Genomic DNA, 15708 nt, shown 5'->3' on the forward strand with positions numbered 1-15708 from the left:
TCAATTCCTTATCTCCAACAGCTATCCTTCTCAAATCTGAAACGATCCTCTACTATCCGAAAGCTGACCCGTGCGCGTGCACTCGCCGATGAGCCGAGCTCGCGCCGTGGAATTAGTCATGCTTGTGCCCTCCCGAACCTCGATGTAAGCTTCAATCAGACGTGATTCGTCGGCTTCGGTCCATGACCCGGGATCCTGAACGGTCACCTGTTCAGCAAATAGCTTCTTTAGTGCAGTTTCCAGCGTACCGGGTACATGCCCTGGGCGGTTCACATGCTCGTCCAGAATCAAAGCAATGCCATATTGAGAAGTGAACCATTCATCCACGTCATGTCCCGCCACAGAAATCTTTATAAAGCGTTTGATGCGGCCCGCAGCAAACACCAATTGCGTAGTGCGGAAATCGGCATGATGCCCCGCCCGCCAGAAACGGTAGGCCCACTCCGGTTTTCGAAGCTCTGACTTAGCCAAGATGGTGTCGAGTCGGTGGTTATCCAGCAAAAGAAGTCCCGTCAATTTGTTGGCCTGCACCAGGGTATCGAGCTTGTAGCGGCCGAAGCATTCTTGGTAAGCCTCTGGACTGGCTGCCTTAAAGCGAGACAGCAGCACTGGCAATTCCCCTTCCGCAACGTCCGCGCCGGCCGTCCACTGAAAAATCCCAACAGATAAAAAACTTCCGTCATAGGAATTGATCGCTTCGAGGCCGCCCTCGTTGACGCACATGGCGCGAACGACGCGAATCACCGAATCACTGAGACCGGAAGGACGAGCATCCAAGCCTGCCAGCCATCGGGCTAGTGAAGTGCGGCCAGTTGTGAAGAAACCCTCCCGGAAGACTTTTGCAAACACCTCACCATTGGGCGCGAGCGCTTTGTTATTCTGAACACTGACTCGGTGCATTTCGTCTTCCAAGGGCGGCAGCACCTTGCCGTCCAATGCGACCGCTGCTCCCGGTGATACGGGGGGTGCTGTTTCAATCGGCGCAATTGGTGCCAAGTTCGAAACTGCGTTGGCAGTCGCTGCGTCCAGCGCTGCCCAAGACTTAGGCCCGAAAATGCCATCGGGCACCAATTGATGCTCACGCTGAAATTGGCGCGCTTGGGCTTCAGTGCCGGATCCGAATCGACCATCGATTTGAACACCCAATTTTTGCTGCAGAAGACGAACAACGTCGCCTTCGTTTCCTCGACGCAATGTGGGGCGAGACTTGGTGTCAATGGCTGGAATCAGCGGCGGCGCCAGAACTTGGCCAGACAAGATTGCCTGCACCGCGGCTCTAAAAGGTGCCATCTCAAACAGCGGGTCGCTTTTTCGGCCCGCAGGCAGCGCATATTCCTTGTGAGCGCAGCACATGCTCGCGTCAGCCCGGATATGCGCCAGGATCGCTGCCACCCCTCGGTGATAAGCGTCCATTTGAACCGCTGGCCAGACATCGCTAAGCTTGCCGGTGTTTTCTGCCTCGATGCCAATGAAGCTAGAGTTGCCCGTGTCAATGCCGCGCCACTGGCCAGCGCCGGCATGATTCGCGCGGCCCGCGGCGATGACGTAATAAGTGCCGTCGCGACCCAGGCCAAGTTGCGCGAGCGGCCCCGAAAGATCGGAGCGCCCCTTGATCAAGAGATCCAAAGTCGGCATGTTGCCGATCGCAGACCCAACAGTGTGGTGGCAGATCACGCCGCGCGCAGTGCCCATTTCAGCACGACCGCGACTGCGCCAGCCGTCGACCTCGGCGACCTTCAGGCCCGCCGCCTCCAGCACGCCGGGCAGCCAAGTTAGAGAAAAAACCATAGCTCCTTTCCTCCCTAACGGCTGCTGGCAACACCACCGGATGCAGCCGGCAGGCGATCGTCTGGTGTCGGTGGCACATCGCTGTTGGAAGCGTCGACGTCACAACCATCGATCTTCTCTTCTTCGTTCGAATGCGGATTGAGTCCATGGGCATCGAGGTCATAGAAAGTCTGTGGCAATTCTTTGCCTTCACTCTTTGTCGTCTCCTTCTCGACAGGCCTTGGTATAGGTGACGCAGTCTGAGGCTTGTCGGAAGCGGCCATGGTGGCGCTATTGAGCAAATCCGGAATCAGCCGTTCACTGAATCCGGCGATAAAGGCTGCAACGAGCAAGACCAGGTGATCCGTGATGCGCAGGTTGCTGCTGTCCGGGCCGTCACTCAGATGATCTGTAGCCCCCATGACAGCGCTGCCAAGACGGAGTGCGAACAGGTCGGCATCCATCAGCGCCTGAAGAACGATCGCAGCAATCGCCCCGATCACGATGCGCACGATGGCATCGATGATGTTGTCGAGCATCTGCAGATCTGTATGAATACTTCTGCTGCTGATTCCCAGGGCGATCGAGAAGAATGCGCCGAGCGTACCTGCCGCAACCGCTAGCCACGTGTTGGAGGTGTAAAAGCCATAAGGAACAAACCAAGCCTGGTTTTTTACGAGATCACTGGTTGCGAACGCGGCAAGGAGGCCGAGCATCGCGGCGGTCGCCGCGGCGTAAACCAGATACATGAATCGGGCGAACGATTTCCGCTCGGCGACAACATCATCGCGAATTTGTGACAGGATTAGCAATGCGGACTCAACATCACCTTCAAGCGCGACGATTAAAGTGTCTGCGACGCGGCGGTCGTATCGGAGCGCAGCGCTCTGGAATCTCTTTCGTTTATGTGTCCGCCAGCCATCCACCAGACCGTTGATCTCTCCTCGAAGTGGCGAGAGTCGGGCAACTTTCTCACGTTGTTCAATTTCCCGAACTGGATCATCGGCAAACTGTATAGTGACGCGTTCTTCGGTTCGATACACAGCATAACGGGAATCGAATCGTGCGTAGATAGACTTGACTCTCAAGCCATTGGCGTCGGGCTCGTTCATCCTGATCCTAGATACCTGAAATGGGTCCATTTACTTCCCTAATAGAAGCGTTTTCGTCCAAGAGGCCTTTTTAACTGTCTATAAAACGGGTTTCATCTCCATTCCCTTTGTCACTTTTTAAAAGTGCCCGGCTATCGACACAGACTTGGCAACCAGCGAAATGCGTTCAAACCGTTTTCAAAAAGGCGGAGTGCACAAAGCCATCACCGGCACTGTCCCCACTAAGGTCAACCATTGACCAATCGCCAAAACGCGAAACGACCGATACTGGCGCACCAAAAGGTAAACTGGAAATAATGTCGAAATCTGTACCTGGGCCAGCGCGCAAGCGCAGCCCGTGCCTAGAATTTACAACGTAGTGATCTATAGGAATGCTTGACGGTCGAACAGCGCTGCCGTTGACATTCATGATGCTTTGGTCGTGGTCGTGGTCGTGGTCGTGTAAAGCAATGATGTCTGGTGCTGCGACTTCCTGGAGAGCAGCTGCGGCTTCTGTCACTGATTGAAGAAACTTCTCCCAACCGCCGGGCGTATCTCGCAGCACACGGGGACAATGTTTTGCGGACCAGTCATGATGTTGGACCACACCGTTAGGTAACGTAACTCCGAAGCGTCTTGCCATGATGGCAACAAGAAGCGCTGCCTTTTTGTAGGCGGAGATTTTGTCCATTTCAGGATGCATGCATACCTCGATGCCAATGCTGGAGGCGTTGCCTTGAGATGTTCCGGCATGCCAGCCTATTTCGTTTGTAGGAAGGCTTTGGTAGACACTTTTGTCATCTACAGTAAAGTGCCAGGAAACACGACGGTTGCGTGCATCTTGGCCTTTTTGATATTTAGCATGCGCCGCAGCGTTTGCTCCGGGACTGCTGTTGTCAGTGTTATGAATTGTGATGAAACGGGGAATAAGTTTTGTCCCGGGACGATTCGAATTACCAGTGGGGATAAAGTCTTGCACCAGCTTCAGTTCTGCGAAAGCTTCGTCGAGTTGCATGTTACGGCTCCAGTTCTAACTTGAGCAAGATCTCTATCGTCGCGTGACCGTGAAAGCGAGTGGGCCACCGTCACACATGCCGTCTGAGAGGACCAGCACTTTGTATTCACGCGCGCTTTCGGAAATAAGCGCAAGCGCTTCAGGCTTTGCCACCTTATCGCAAGTGCTGCGGACTATTTTGGAAAGATCGAGATTTGCGAGCGGTTTTACGTTAGAGATGCGTCTAGTTGAGTCCTTGCCGTTCCAGAACAGAAGCATGGAGCTCGGCTGCTTTTTTCGCTCATCGTCATCAGGGCCAGTAAGCACCAAAAATCCGTCCTTAACCGCCAGCAGATCACGAATGCCGCGTCCCTGGCCTACGGCAAGCCGAAACGTTGCAGGTTTTAAAGGGAGATCACTGAATAAAGCATCTGCTTTGACGGACAGAATCGGCACCGCGCCCTCCTGTGCAGGGCCGCGAAAGCCAAAATACAGGAGCCCGTCCTTCACTGCAAGACCTTCGATGTTAATGCCTTGCTCGCCTTTCAACTCCGGGCTTTTTTCTGGAGGTTGCGTGCCAAGGCATTTGCCCAAGTATTGCTTGAACCCCTCCTGACTGGACAGGATTTCCCACAGCCGCCCAGATGCTTGATAGCCCGACAGTTTGCCATTGTGATCGCGCATCGCCCGACTGGTTTTCGGGTCAATACTGAAACGAATGACATGCCGGCTGTCTGGATTGGGCGCGCAGCGCGTACGACTCATCGAGTGTGAGCCCGTTACATAAAAGTTTCGTCCGTCGGAAGCTGCACCTTCGGCATCGAGCTCGCTGCCTGAGCCCAACAGCATAAGGTGTTCGCTTTGAGGCAATAACATGTCCTTCTTAAGCACTGCGTGGCGGGCTTCGATTCCTTCGTCGAAGACAACAAGACAGACGCGATCTCCAAGGCTGGGCACGCACGCAATGCCACTGACAGATCGTCTTGTCTTCTCGTCGATATTAAAACCCTCTCCTGTACTCCACGGTCCGCTGTCTGGTTTCAACACAGGGGCATCCAGTGGAGCAGCATGCGCCATGCCTGAGGCGCAGATGCCCACGATCAACCACAACGGCGCAAGCATACGTGCGGCGAAAAGCCTAGACCAGTTAAAAAATTTCTCGAAAGATGCCTTTATGTGAAGATGGCATGCTTGGCCATTGTTCAGATAGAGGCTTCGTTCTTCAGTCATTGCATCCCTCCTGGTGTTTCTGTTTCTGAATGCAAGACAGAGGAAATGGCTAAAAATAATATTTCGCTATTAAGGTAAAAAACATCCCCTATTTTTTTATGAGGCAGCATAAAAGTCTGACTAAGGTCGAGTTTGATTGTGAGGTAAGTTAGCATTTCTCCTGTCTTAATCGGTGCAACTGCCGAGAGCAATTACTCATCAATAGGTAGACAACAAAAGCAATTACAACGATGTGTCAGAGTGAACTTTGAAGTCATCCCCGAAAAATTGGATTAAATTTAGGGTGTTTGTTAGAAAATACCCAGGCCCAAGGAATCGCTGGTATTCGGCTTAAGCAGCGCGAGATGTACGACATAGAATTCAAACTAGCCGCATGGAAACGACTCCGCAACGAGGATTTATCGTGCCGACAAGGTACTGCCGTATTTGACATTTGCAATTTCAATCTCATCGGGGTTTGGGTTCGGGCTTACTGTAGGGAGGAAGTGGACGGGCTGGTTTGCCACGGAGTTACACGTTACAAAACAATTAAGAAGGAACCTTCTGTAAAAGCTATTTCCCAGCTGCGCGATGACGCAATACAAACTCGCCAGGAACTGCTTGAGGACAACATTAACCAAGAGTAATGCGATGAATATGAGCTTGCATGGTCTGGCGGCGCGAGGTCTTGCCATACGCCTGTTCATTTACGCCAGCCTCATCGTCTGCCTGAGCGGCTGCGCCACGACACATGACCTGACAGCCAACCAGCAGGTTCTGTTTGGACCTTCGCTGGCTTCTTCGGCCCTAGTGAACGGCAGCACTCAATGGTCAATGCGAGTTCAGGGGCGCGTCTTCGAGCCGGGCGAAGGCAGCGCGGGGCGCCAAGCGCTGATCGACGCGCTGGCGCCGACGCTCGGGGCCAATCGCAGCGATCCGCTGTACCGGGCGCGCGCCGGGTATTTCGTCTCCGACAGCGTTCGCAATGCGCGTGTCTCGATCGCGCTGGGCGATCGGGTCGCCCCGCTCGAACCCACCGATGCCTCGGGCTGCTTTGCCGCCGACATCCCTGTGGGCAGCGACGAAGTGGCGCACCTAGCACGTGACGGCCTCATCGCCTTCGAGTCGCTTCCCACACCGGGCCAGGCAAGCCGATTTCATGGCACGGCCCTGCTGGTGCCGCCCGAAGGAGTGACGGTGGTGACCGACATGGACGACACCCTCAAGGAAACCAACATCAGGGACCGCGCCGAGGCCAAGGCGAACACTTTCGTGCGGCCGTTCCGGGCGGTGGCCGGCATGTCAGCACTCTACCGTGCATGGCAGCAAGCGAGCAGCGCGCCCGTGCATTTCCATGTCGTGTCGGCCGGTCCGTGGCAGTTCCACGAACCGCTGCGGCGCTTTACCGAGGAGGCGGGCTTTCCGCCGTTCACATGGGACATGCGCTGCATCGATATCACCAACCCGGCCGTGCTGGTCGAGGAAACTGTCAAGCCTGACCCGCAGCGGGTGGAAGACTTCAAGGTTGCGGCGATCCGCGCGCTGCTGGTGCGGCTGCCGCTGCGCCATGTGGTGCTGGTGGGCGACTCAGGCGAGCGCGACCCCGAGGCCTATGCAGCGATCGTCAAGGAGTTCGGTGCGCGTGTCGATGCGGTCTACATCCGCAACGTCAGCTGCGAAGGCCAGGACGCGAAGCGCTACGCCGATCTGTTCGGGCCCTCGAACGCCTTGCACAAGTTGCAGGTGTTCGAGAACCCCGAGCAGTTGCCGCAGCGGCTGAATGGCGTGCGTTGATGTGCCGATAGCCCCAATGTCAACAAGCAGCCAACGGTGCTCCAGATTGCCAGCTTCAGTCAGAATGCAGCACCATAAATATGCCAATTCCAACTCTTTTCAACTCTTCTATCCCTAAGATAAGTGCAATTATCTATGGGTAAAATATTTCCGTCAAAACCGGGGTCAGGGGCTGTAACTGGCACAATCACAGCGCCAGCACCACCCGTCCCTTCCCACGCCCCTTGCCTGACTCCGCCGCAAGCGGTCTTGCGCCTTACACAGCGAGCCCACCCCGCCCATGACAGCAATCCCCTCCTCTCCGGCGCCAAGCGGGCGTTTCGTTCGCCGCCTGGGCCCGCACCACTTTGCCTACCTGCGCGCCGTGGCCGAAGGTTTGGACCTGGGCGACTGCGCACGGCGCTACCTGGGCATCGAGCACGGCCACGAAGCGAAGACGGCGCACCAGGAAGCGGTGGACGCGGTGCGCGCCGTCGCCCGGCGGCGAGGCGAATCCGCCTGGCGCTTGGTGGGCCTGTCGATCCGGGTCCCTGGCGGCGCGCCGCGACCGTCTTTGGAGGCGTTCGCGCAGCACCACGGCCTGGACGGCTTCTCCGAAAGCGAGGTGCTCAAGCTCTACGAAGAAGCCTTTCCTGCAGAGCGTAAAACCACACGTGGCCAGCGTCTGCGCGAGCGCCAGCTGGCGCTGCTGCGCCGCCTGGAGGGCCTGGCCGCCGAGACGCCGCAGCCCTCGGACCTCGTGGCGGGCTGGTTTGAGGAGGCGCTGGCGGCAAAATTAGTCACGGCGGGTTTTCTCACGCTGGGGGCGCTCAACGCCCGCATCAGCGCCGGCGGCGTGTGGTGGCGCGCCCTGCCTGCCGTGGGCATCGCCAAGGCGCGGCGCATCGAGCGCCACCTGGCCACGCTCCTGCTGCGCGAGGCGCAGCCCGCCAAGCCGCTCTTTACGCTAAGCGCGACGCCGGCGCTGTGGGGCGTGCCCTCGCCTTCCCGCGCTTTCCACGCCTCCGGCGCGCAAGCCGATGGGGCCTCAGGTGACGGGGTGGTACAGGAGGCGACGACTACCGCCCTGGCACGCCCGCTGCTGGACGTGGACTCGGACCTGCAGGCGGTCCAAAGCTGGATCCAGGCCCGGGCCGGCTCGACGGCCACAGCGACGCTCTACCAGCGCGAAGCGCACCGCCTCCTGCTATGGCTGCAATACGAATGCCGGGGCGCCACGCTCTCGCAGATGTCGGTTGCCGACTGCGGCGACTTCATGGCCTTCTTGCAAAACATCCCGGCGCGCTGGATCTCCCGGGTTCGCGCCGCGCCGGGCACGCCCGGCTGGGCGCCGTTTCGCGGCCAGCTCTCGCACGGGAGCTGCCGCCAGACCATTGTCATCATTGCCTCGATGTTCGCCTGGCTGCAGTCCGCGCAGTATTTGAGCGCCAACCCCTGGGTGCTGGTCAACCAAGCCACCGGCGACGATCCGGGCAAGAAGATGCTCGACACCAAGGCGCTGAGCGAGGCGGCGATGCTTGAGGTGCTGCGCTTCATCGACGCCCAAGCGCCCTCGCCTTCGCGCGCGCGCATCCGTTTCATTTTGCTGTTCGTCGAGGCGGTCGGGCTGCGCTCGGCCGAGCTCCTGTCGGCCACACTGGGCGACCTGCGCATGGAGCCCGAAGGCTGGGTGATGCAGGTGCATGGCAAGGGCTCTAAAAACAGGATGGCGGCCGTACCCGGGCAGGCGCTGCATGCGCTGCAGGAGTACCTGCTAGTCCGTGGCCTGGGATCGATCCAGGCAGCGCCGCACACCGCGCCCCTGCTGGCCAGCACCAATGATCCGATGGCGCCAGTGGGTTACCAGGCGCTCTACGAGCATGTCAAGGGATGGCTCGCCAAAGCGGTGCGGGCCTCTAGCCTGCCAGCCAATGAGCGGGAGCGGCTAGCCGGGGCGACAACGCACTGGCTGCGCCATACCTTCGGCACGCGGGCCATCGCCCGGGAGGTGCCCTTGGACGTGATCCAGGCGCAGATGGGCCATGCGTCGATCCAGACCACCACGGCGATCTATGGCCGGGCACCGATCAAGCGGAGGGTGGATGAGCTGGGGAAGGCGTTCGGGTAACTGATCGCAGTGAAAACTAGACACAACAAAGGGACAGATCCTCCAGTCAAAACATCTGCCTGCCAGCACACCGTAAAAAAACTCAACCCCGACAAACATTTGCTCGCTCCAGGATTATGTTCGGATCGTCCGGGCACGCCCCCATCAGGGGCCGGGGGTTAGGTTCACCCACAGGCTATCCGCGACGAACCTAGACATCCTCCGCGCGAATTGTTGCCATACCAGCGGCTTTATCAGGAGATACGCCTGTGCATTCGCCCTCACCTGCGCGTCCGAAAGCACGCTTTGTGTGTCGCTCGGACCTCATCACTTTGCCCACTTACACGGTATGTAAAAAGGGGTGAACCTCATCGAGTGCGCCCAACTCTACCTAGGCCTTGATCACGAAGCACCCCCGGTCACTATCAGGCAATCAATGCCCTGCGAGTGGTGAATCGGCGTAAGGGCGAGTTCGCCGGTCACTTGGTCTGTCTGCGCATTTCTTGACTTACGAATGAACCACCATCAATCCATTACCGCTCTGCGTATAACTTATTTGCGACTACCTTCAAATTTTGGGATGTCTGCTAAAACAGGCCTACGTATATCCTTACGATGTCCCGGAACTTGTCAATGAATGGCGATAGGACCGGAAGCTTGAAGGTCTTACATTGGTGAGGAGCCAGTGCAAAAGCGCGCCAGATGCGCGGTATAGCAGTCTTACTTCTAACGGCTGAGCCGCAATTTTGAATGCATGTCTGCGGTCCGGGCCGCTCTGCACTTCGTAGTCTTTGCCATGCTCATGTTTACCAAAGTAGCCATGCTCATGGCCTTGGAAGCAAATTCACAAAACTATTATCTTTCGCCCTAAGTCTTGGGGATTTGATTATTCGGATCCGAATAATGATGAGGCAATAGTTCAGCTATTCCAGCGCAGCAATGTCAATGGCTATGTCACTGTTAAATGTGGAACTCTTCCCAGTGCCATCGCCAAGACAGCTTGCCCAGAGTCGCCATGGTGGCTGTCCAGGGCGCGAAACCAGCCCAGGTAGTTGTCCAGATAGCCCGTGGCAACGCCGTGAAAGCGGTGCAGCCACTGTTTGAGACGGCCGTGATAGGCGTTGACATTCTGGACATGGATGGCGCCGTTGACGCGCACGCCTGCGTTCAGATTGACCGCCTCGTGCGCCAGGTGCGCGTCGTGCGCAAAGCCGCAGTAGGTCCGGTTGCCATCGCTCACCAGCAGCGCATCCTTGGCCAGCACGGGCTGCAGTGCGCCGGCCAGTGCGGCTTTTGTCATCTGCCCGCGTCCCATCACCCAGTCCAGCGTCTGTCCGGCACGGTCCCGAGCCACCAAAACGCAGACCAGTTCACCGGACAGGCCCGCTTTTCTCGCCTTGCTGCCGCGACGGCGAGGCGGGCGGTCCAGCTTGCGACAGCCCTTGCGCGACTCCAGGATATAGGTCTCGTCGGCCTCGGTAATACCTTGCAGCGTTGTCGCGCGGTCTGCCTTGAGGCCGCTGAGAAAGCGATGGCGCCAGCGCAGCGCCGTGTTTCGGTGAACCTGCAGGGCAGTAGCGGCCCGGCGAAGGGTGAGGGACGCGGCCAGGGCTTGACTAAAACCGAACCACTTGCCCTTCTTGCGCAGCCGCGCCAGCGCGGTGCCCGTCAGGGCATTGAACGTGCGGTGGCATGTCCGGCAGCGGTAGCGCTGCAACCCACTGACGTGGCCATGCCGGTAAAGCTCGCTGCCTTGGCAGTGTGGGCAGCAGCGCGGCTCAGTCGCGCTGGACGACTCAATGACGGCCAGCCCTTTTTGCTGCTCATCGAGTTCATCCAGACGCTTTTTGAGCAGTTCACGCTGGCGCAGCGTGAGCCGGGGCACCTGTTGGTTCATCAACGCATTGAAAGTCTCGGCGTTCATGGCTAACCTCCTTCACGGTTCGCTATGAACTCTACGCTTCTGAAAAATTTTTACATTTAACAGTGGCAGAGCCATGTTGAACGCTTCAGGGATTCATGCTTCTCTACTCTGCGGGATGGCTTGAATATTCGGATCCGAATAATTTCTGGAGCTTGCACCGATGCGATTACGTCGAACTCCTAAGCGGGCTGTATCCTGGGATCTGATCAAACTGTAACTTCGCAGTGATGTGTTGTAAATTTTGTTCACGACAATGAATACATTCAAATGTGTAGCTAACGTCGATGTTGCCAATTACATTAGAGTTCATTAATAGAAAGAGCAATATGAGTGTGATCGTTACAGGACACGAAAAGGGAGGTACAGGCAAGTCTGTACTGGCCACCAGCTTCGCAGCAAGAGTCATTCAGAGTGGGGCGACCGCCGTAGTCGTGGACACTGACGCAACTGCGACTTCGGCCGGATGGAACGCAATCCGTGATTCTCGGAACATTCTCCCAGTAGTTCCTGTCGTTCAACAACTTGTCAACCCCGCACCTGCAATCATTGAACTAGCAACCAAGTACGATGCGGTAGTTGTCGATGTCGGTGCACGTGACTATGCAAAACTGCGCGATTTGGCAAGAATTTGTGATCTTTGGATTGCGCCAACAACCGTTGGGCAAGGAGATTTAACTTCTACTGTTCGCTTATTCGAGGCTATCTCAGAATTTCATGCGTTGCATAAGAATGGAAAAATTCCCTTTGTCGTGGTGTTTAACCGCGTTTCATCCACGTGGAATTCGAGCGAGGAACTGGACGCACGTGAGTTTCTGGAGCAGATGTGCCAAGGTATCGTTATCCTCAAATCGCACATCAAAGAACGCAAAGCTTGGCGCGATGCTGGACGCCTTGGGCTCGGGGTATCCGAGATGCCAAGCCGTGAGGCTGCCAAATCTATAGAAGAGTTCGAGAGCGTTTACGACGAAGCACTGTTGCACCACAGCAAGTCCTAAACAGAAAGTAGTTTATGAAAGCCAAGCCAAGTCCCATCATCATGCGCAGTCGTGACACCGAGCAGATGAAATTCGCCCTCGGAAACGTTCAGTCAGTACCAGTGACTTCGATCCCGGTTAAGCCTTCATCCACCTCATCTAATTCGGCTCAAGGCATTTCACAGGCAGAAGTCGGCCGTACCGTGATCTGGCCAGTCGCGAAAGTAAAGGAGCATGCTCTCAATTCACGAGTTTTTTACGCTACAGAGGAAATTGACGAAATCTCGCAAAGCCTGACGAACAATGGTCAATCTGTTCCTGCTATCGGTTACCCGGACGGTGACTTCGTTGTGTTACTCGATGGCCAAAAACGCCTGCGAGGGTGTAAGGCGGCAGGTATAGAAAACCTGCGAATCGAGCTTTGTGAAAAACCGTCTACTGTCGCGCAGTTGTACCTCAACTCGAGACGCATCAACAAGGAGCGTAGCAGCCAGACGCTGCTCGATGACGCAGTGCGTTTTGAATATCTTATCGAAGCCAAAGTGTTTCCCAACCAGGAGGCCCTGGCCGCTGAGTTAAAGATCAGCCAGTCCATGGTGTCAAAAATCAAAAAGCTCAACGTCATTCCCGAGCGACTGTTGCGGCGGCTGCGAGATACGGGTATAGCCAACAACATCGACGCACTGTCGTCCATCACCACGCTATTCAAATATCCGGATGCCGAACAGGCGGCAGACATAGCGACCGAAGTAGTGGACGAGGTGATTCGGCGCAACCTTACAGGCGTTCAGACGACCGCGCTTGTCAACAGCCGCCTTACCGGTCCGCGTAAACGAGATCGCTACGAAGTTCGACACTTTGCCTTTGGGACGGCAAAAGCGGTCCTTAAATCAAACGACGAGAAGGGCAGAATTGATTTCAGTCTCAAGGACCTCGCCCCTGATCAAGTAAACCTTCTGAAGCTGAAAATAGAAGCCCTTTGCGCCTCTTTGGGCAGTGCAACGCCTGAGACCAGCACGCAGTCCTGATTGACGAACATGACACGCCGAGTCCTTGTACGCAGGCCGCTGTTTAATGGCGTTTTCTTTCGGCCCGGCTTGGTATGCAACATCCCGTGTACAGTCAAGAGCAGCATGTAGGTTTCCCCCCATTTTCCTACCAGAGCATTCCGCACGCGGTCTGATGCGTGACAACCTGCGAAAACCGAGCCATTGATATTCAGGTTTGTATCGCAATTTCCCGAGGCACAGATACGGTCAAGTCATTGCGTTGGGGGACAAGGTCTCATCAAAAGTTCTAACGCGCTCGAGTTGCCGGGAGGCTCTATGACTGGGCACTATTAGCGGATCACATGCTTTTAATGGCCAAGTCAAGTTTGAAAGAATTCGTTACTTGGCAATGTCTGTAATGAAAATAAGCACTTTATCGATAAAGCAACATGCGTAGCGACCATAGTCAGTGCTAACTTTCGTTGCGTCACGACAATCCAACGGCTTGATTGAACTCCCTAGAATAGGCAAAGCTACTGAGGAGGAGGCTGACAAAGAATAAAACCCAGCGAACTATTGGCGCAACGCATGCTCCAACCACTGGTTCACACGGCATAAATCACTGCCTGCATCGCAAAGTCATCCCCAACAACCGGATGAAGAAGCTTACCAAACCGAAATTCCAGCACATGCTCAGCACGACACACGAAAGCTGATCCAGTTTTGATAAATTCAAGGCTGTCCTGATTCTGGACGCGTCTTGGCCCTTCCCAACGTACTGTCGGAACACATGACAAGTTTTAAAGTGCGCGTTTCACTATGGTCGGAACACATGAAATGGGCCTGTTTCGCCTGCCACTGTATGGTCGCAACGCATGCTACTCATACCGAGCGGGTATTGTCGAAACACATGATAACGAGCTCTGGCCCCAGAAAATCTGGTCAATACACACGACATGTGCTCAAACACGACCACTATGGTCGCAACGCGTGACGCAAAGCAAGTCAACACAGCACTATTGTCGGAACGGATGCTTTTCTTGACATCACAGCAAACCCCGTCAACTATGGTCGCTACACATGACAGTTATCCACAGACTATGGTCGCTACGAAGTGATCGCTAATAGCGCAATGCAGGCAACGCTATTGGCTAAACGAAGGCTCCGCTATTAGCGCTACGAAGGTTATCCACACCCTGAAACCCGCATGAATAAAGGCTTTGTAGCCTTCTTTAATCTCTTCTCTTTAATCTTTATCTTTTAATCAAGGTTTTAATCCCCGAATTAATTAAACCCCGCAAAGACGAATTTGGCATGCCTTATGTCCATAACTCAAGCACAGATCAGCGAAAACAAAGAGCATGCGTTGCGACAATAGGCGCTATTGACACTGTGGAAGACGACGTACGACACTTGGTGCACATAAGTTCACCCGCATGAAACACAGCATTGGCCATTTACCCCCTGGAAATCCTAAGATCGGAAACGCCGTGCCCGACGAAAAGGACACATTGGAGAGCAGTTTTTCGTCAGCGGAAGTGGACAGCGGAACGCAAACAACTTTAAAAAAATCGCGTACAGGAGTCATGGCTCCCGCGCATCGCAAAACAAGTATGGAAATACTAGCGATGAAAACTGCAGCCGCGCTGCAGAAGAAAGCTGACCCAGCACAACAGATTCTCCAGATGGGCTTCCCAAACTGGGATGAAGACCGCCGTGGCGTACCAAATCCACTGATTCGCGGCGGGCTTTTTACCACGCGGATGTCAACCAAAAGAATGTCCCTTAAGAGTGAGCAGATTGCATCGCTGTCCAATTCGGACATTCTCTACACCGGTGAAGAACTGCGCCAGGACGACCTCACCGTATGGATGTCTATCGTCAATCTCGGCCGTGATAAGCCTGTCGGTGAACCATGTATCTTCACGGCATACCGGATGATCAAGGACATGAAGTGGCGAATGCATGTCGACAGTTACACACGGCTGCGTGCCTGCATCGAACGGCTCAAGGTCACCAGCGTCAAAATCACTACTAAAGGGCAAGATTCTGGCTACGCAGGTTCGTTGATCCGGGACTTTGCGTTTAACAATGTGGATGAAGCAGGTAACACCCGTTGGATGGTCCGGCTTGAGCCGGCTATTGCCAACCTATTTCTTTTTGAGAACACAACACTTCTGGAATGGGAGCAGCGTAAACAGATCGGCACCCGGGCTGCCCTGACCTTGTGGCTTCACACGTTTTATTCGAGCCATCGGGAACCGCTCTCCTATTCGGTCACCAAGCTGCATGAGCTGTGTAAGTCTGAAGAGAAAAAGATTGCTAACTTTCGTGCCCGTTTACGCAATTCCATGGAAACGCTAATCGCCATCGGCCTGCTTGAAAATTACGCCATCACGAGCGATGTCGTACATGTCAAGCGTGTCCGTTTTGTTCAGCGTCTTAATGCTTGAGCAAGCACGATCAGCTACGATCATTAAAGCCTGAAAGCAATCGCGCTTAGGGGCTGCTAACGCTTGAGCGAAAGTGCTCGCACTGCCCGCCGTTGCAGGCGTGGACATTGGCCTGGACTTCGCGCCAGTCCTGTGGGTCGGGCGGCTGCGCCAGGGAGTCGATGTACCCATCCCAGGCGCGGGCGTTGAGTTTTTTCGCGCTGCTCTTGAACCAGCGCATGGCCGCTTGACGGTCGCGCACGATGCTTGCTGCAGGCCTGCGGTTATCGGCAAAGATGTCCTGGAGTTCGCCCGCAAGTTCGCAGCCGGGCACTACGCCCTCGATCACGCCTTCCAAACGGCTTTGGCGGACGTAGCGGGCCCGTAACCGGTAACTGAACGGCGTCCTTCCTTGCAAAGGTGTCGCCGGGAACAATGCCTTCATCGA

The 15708-nt window shown here is 55.6% G+C and carries 11 protein-coding genes and 1 pseudogene; 6 read left to right on the forward strand and 6 right to left on the reverse strand.

The window, feature by feature from the left end; translation table 11 throughout:
- Window positions 1-30 precede the first annotated feature (30 nt).
- The 4 genes from EC86_RS28295 to EC86_RS0124865 form a co-directional block, all read right to left on the reverse strand.
- Window positions 31-1788: a peptidoglycan recognition protein family protein gene (locus tag EC86_RS28295; protein ID WP_084181754.1), complete on the reverse strand. Its 1758-nt coding sequence runs from the start codon at window positions 1786-1788 to the stop codon at window positions 31-33.
- A gap of 14 nt (window positions 1789-1802) precedes the next feature.
- Window positions 1803-2879 carry a hypothetical protein gene (locus EC86_RS0124860; protein WP_029528441.1) on the reverse strand — a complete coding sequence of 359 codons (1077 nt, stop codon included), beginning with the start codon at window positions 2877-2879 and terminating at the stop codon, window positions 1803-1805.
- 166 nt (window positions 2880-3045) lie between these two features.
- Complete coding sequence (locus tag EC86_RS28300) at window positions 3046-3873, reverse strand: N-acetylmuramoyl-L-alanine amidase (protein WP_084181756.1); 828 nt, start codon at window positions 3871-3873, stop codon at window positions 3046-3048.
- Between the two features lie 33 nt (window positions 3874-3906).
- Window positions 3907-5082 carry a DUF3616 domain-containing protein gene (locus EC86_RS0124865; RefSeq protein WP_084181758.1) on the reverse strand — a complete coding sequence of 392 codons (1176 nt, stop codon included), beginning with the start codon at window positions 5080-5082 and terminating at the stop codon, window positions 3907-3909.
- A gap of 344 nt (window positions 5083-5426) precedes the next feature.
- Between EC86_RS0124865 and EC86_RS30285 the strand changes: the two genes are divergently transcribed.
- The 3 genes from EC86_RS30285 to EC86_RS0124880 all read left to right on the forward strand — a co-directional run bounded on the left by EC86_RS30285 (window position 5427) and on the right by EC86_RS0124880 (window position 8962).
- Window positions 5427-5708: a hypothetical protein gene (locus tag EC86_RS30285; RefSeq protein ID WP_232230054.1), complete on the forward strand. Its 282-nt coding sequence runs from the start codon at window positions 5427-5429 to the stop codon at window positions 5706-5708.
- Window positions 5709-5712: 4 nt separating this feature from the next.
- Complete coding sequence (locus EC86_RS27345; protein WP_198026917.1) at window positions 5713-6855, forward strand: phosphatidate phosphatase App1 family protein; 1143 nt, start codon at window positions 5713-5715, stop codon at window positions 6853-6855.
- A gap of 280 nt (window positions 6856-7135) precedes the next feature.
- Window positions 7136-8962, forward strand: coding sequence for a tyrosine-type recombinase/integrase (locus EC86_RS0124880; RefSeq protein WP_029528445.1), 1827 nt, complete (start codon window positions 7136-7138; stop codon window positions 8960-8962).
- A gap of 928 nt (window positions 8963-9890) precedes the next feature.
- On the opposite strand, the gene EC86_RS0124890 is transcribed toward EC86_RS0124880, so the two are convergent.
- Entirely contained in the window at window positions 9891-10865 is a 975-nt protein-coding gene (locus EC86_RS0124890; RefSeq protein ID WP_029528446.1) for an IS1595 family transposase, read from the reverse strand.
- A gap of 326 nt (window positions 10866-11191) precedes the next feature.
- Here EC86_RS0124890 and EC86_RS28305 point away from each other — a divergent pair, with 326 nt between their 5' ends.
- From EC86_RS28305 to trfA, 3 genes are all read left to right on the forward strand, one after another.
- The gene (locus tag EC86_RS28305) at window positions 11192-11860 is read left to right on the forward strand and encodes a nucleotide-binding protein (RefSeq protein WP_156955514.1); all 669 of its coding nucleotides are present in this window, start codon (window positions 11192-11194) and stop codon (window positions 11858-11860) included.
- Between the two features lie 14 nt (window positions 11861-11874).
- Window positions 11875-12867, forward strand: coding sequence for a ParB N-terminal domain-containing protein (locus tag EC86_RS0124900; protein ID WP_156955515.1), 993 nt, complete (start codon window positions 11875-11877; stop codon window positions 12865-12867).
- 1397 nt (window positions 12868-14264) lie between these two features.
- Window positions 14265-15281, forward strand: coding sequence for a plasmid replication initiator TrfA (trfA, locus tag EC86_RS0124905; protein WP_232230055.1), 1017 nt, complete (start codon window positions 14265-14267; stop codon window positions 15279-15281).
- Between the two features lie 46 nt (window positions 15282-15327).
- Here the strand turns inward: trfA and EC86_RS0124910 are convergent.
- Window positions 15328-15708: pseudogene (locus EC86_RS0124910) on the reverse strand (hypothetical protein); the annotation flags it as partial.

This window comes from Polaromonas glacialis, assembly GCF_000709345.1.
GTDB lineage: Bacteria > Pseudomonadota > Gammaproteobacteria > Burkholderiales > Burkholderiaceae_C > Polaromonas > Polaromonas glacialis.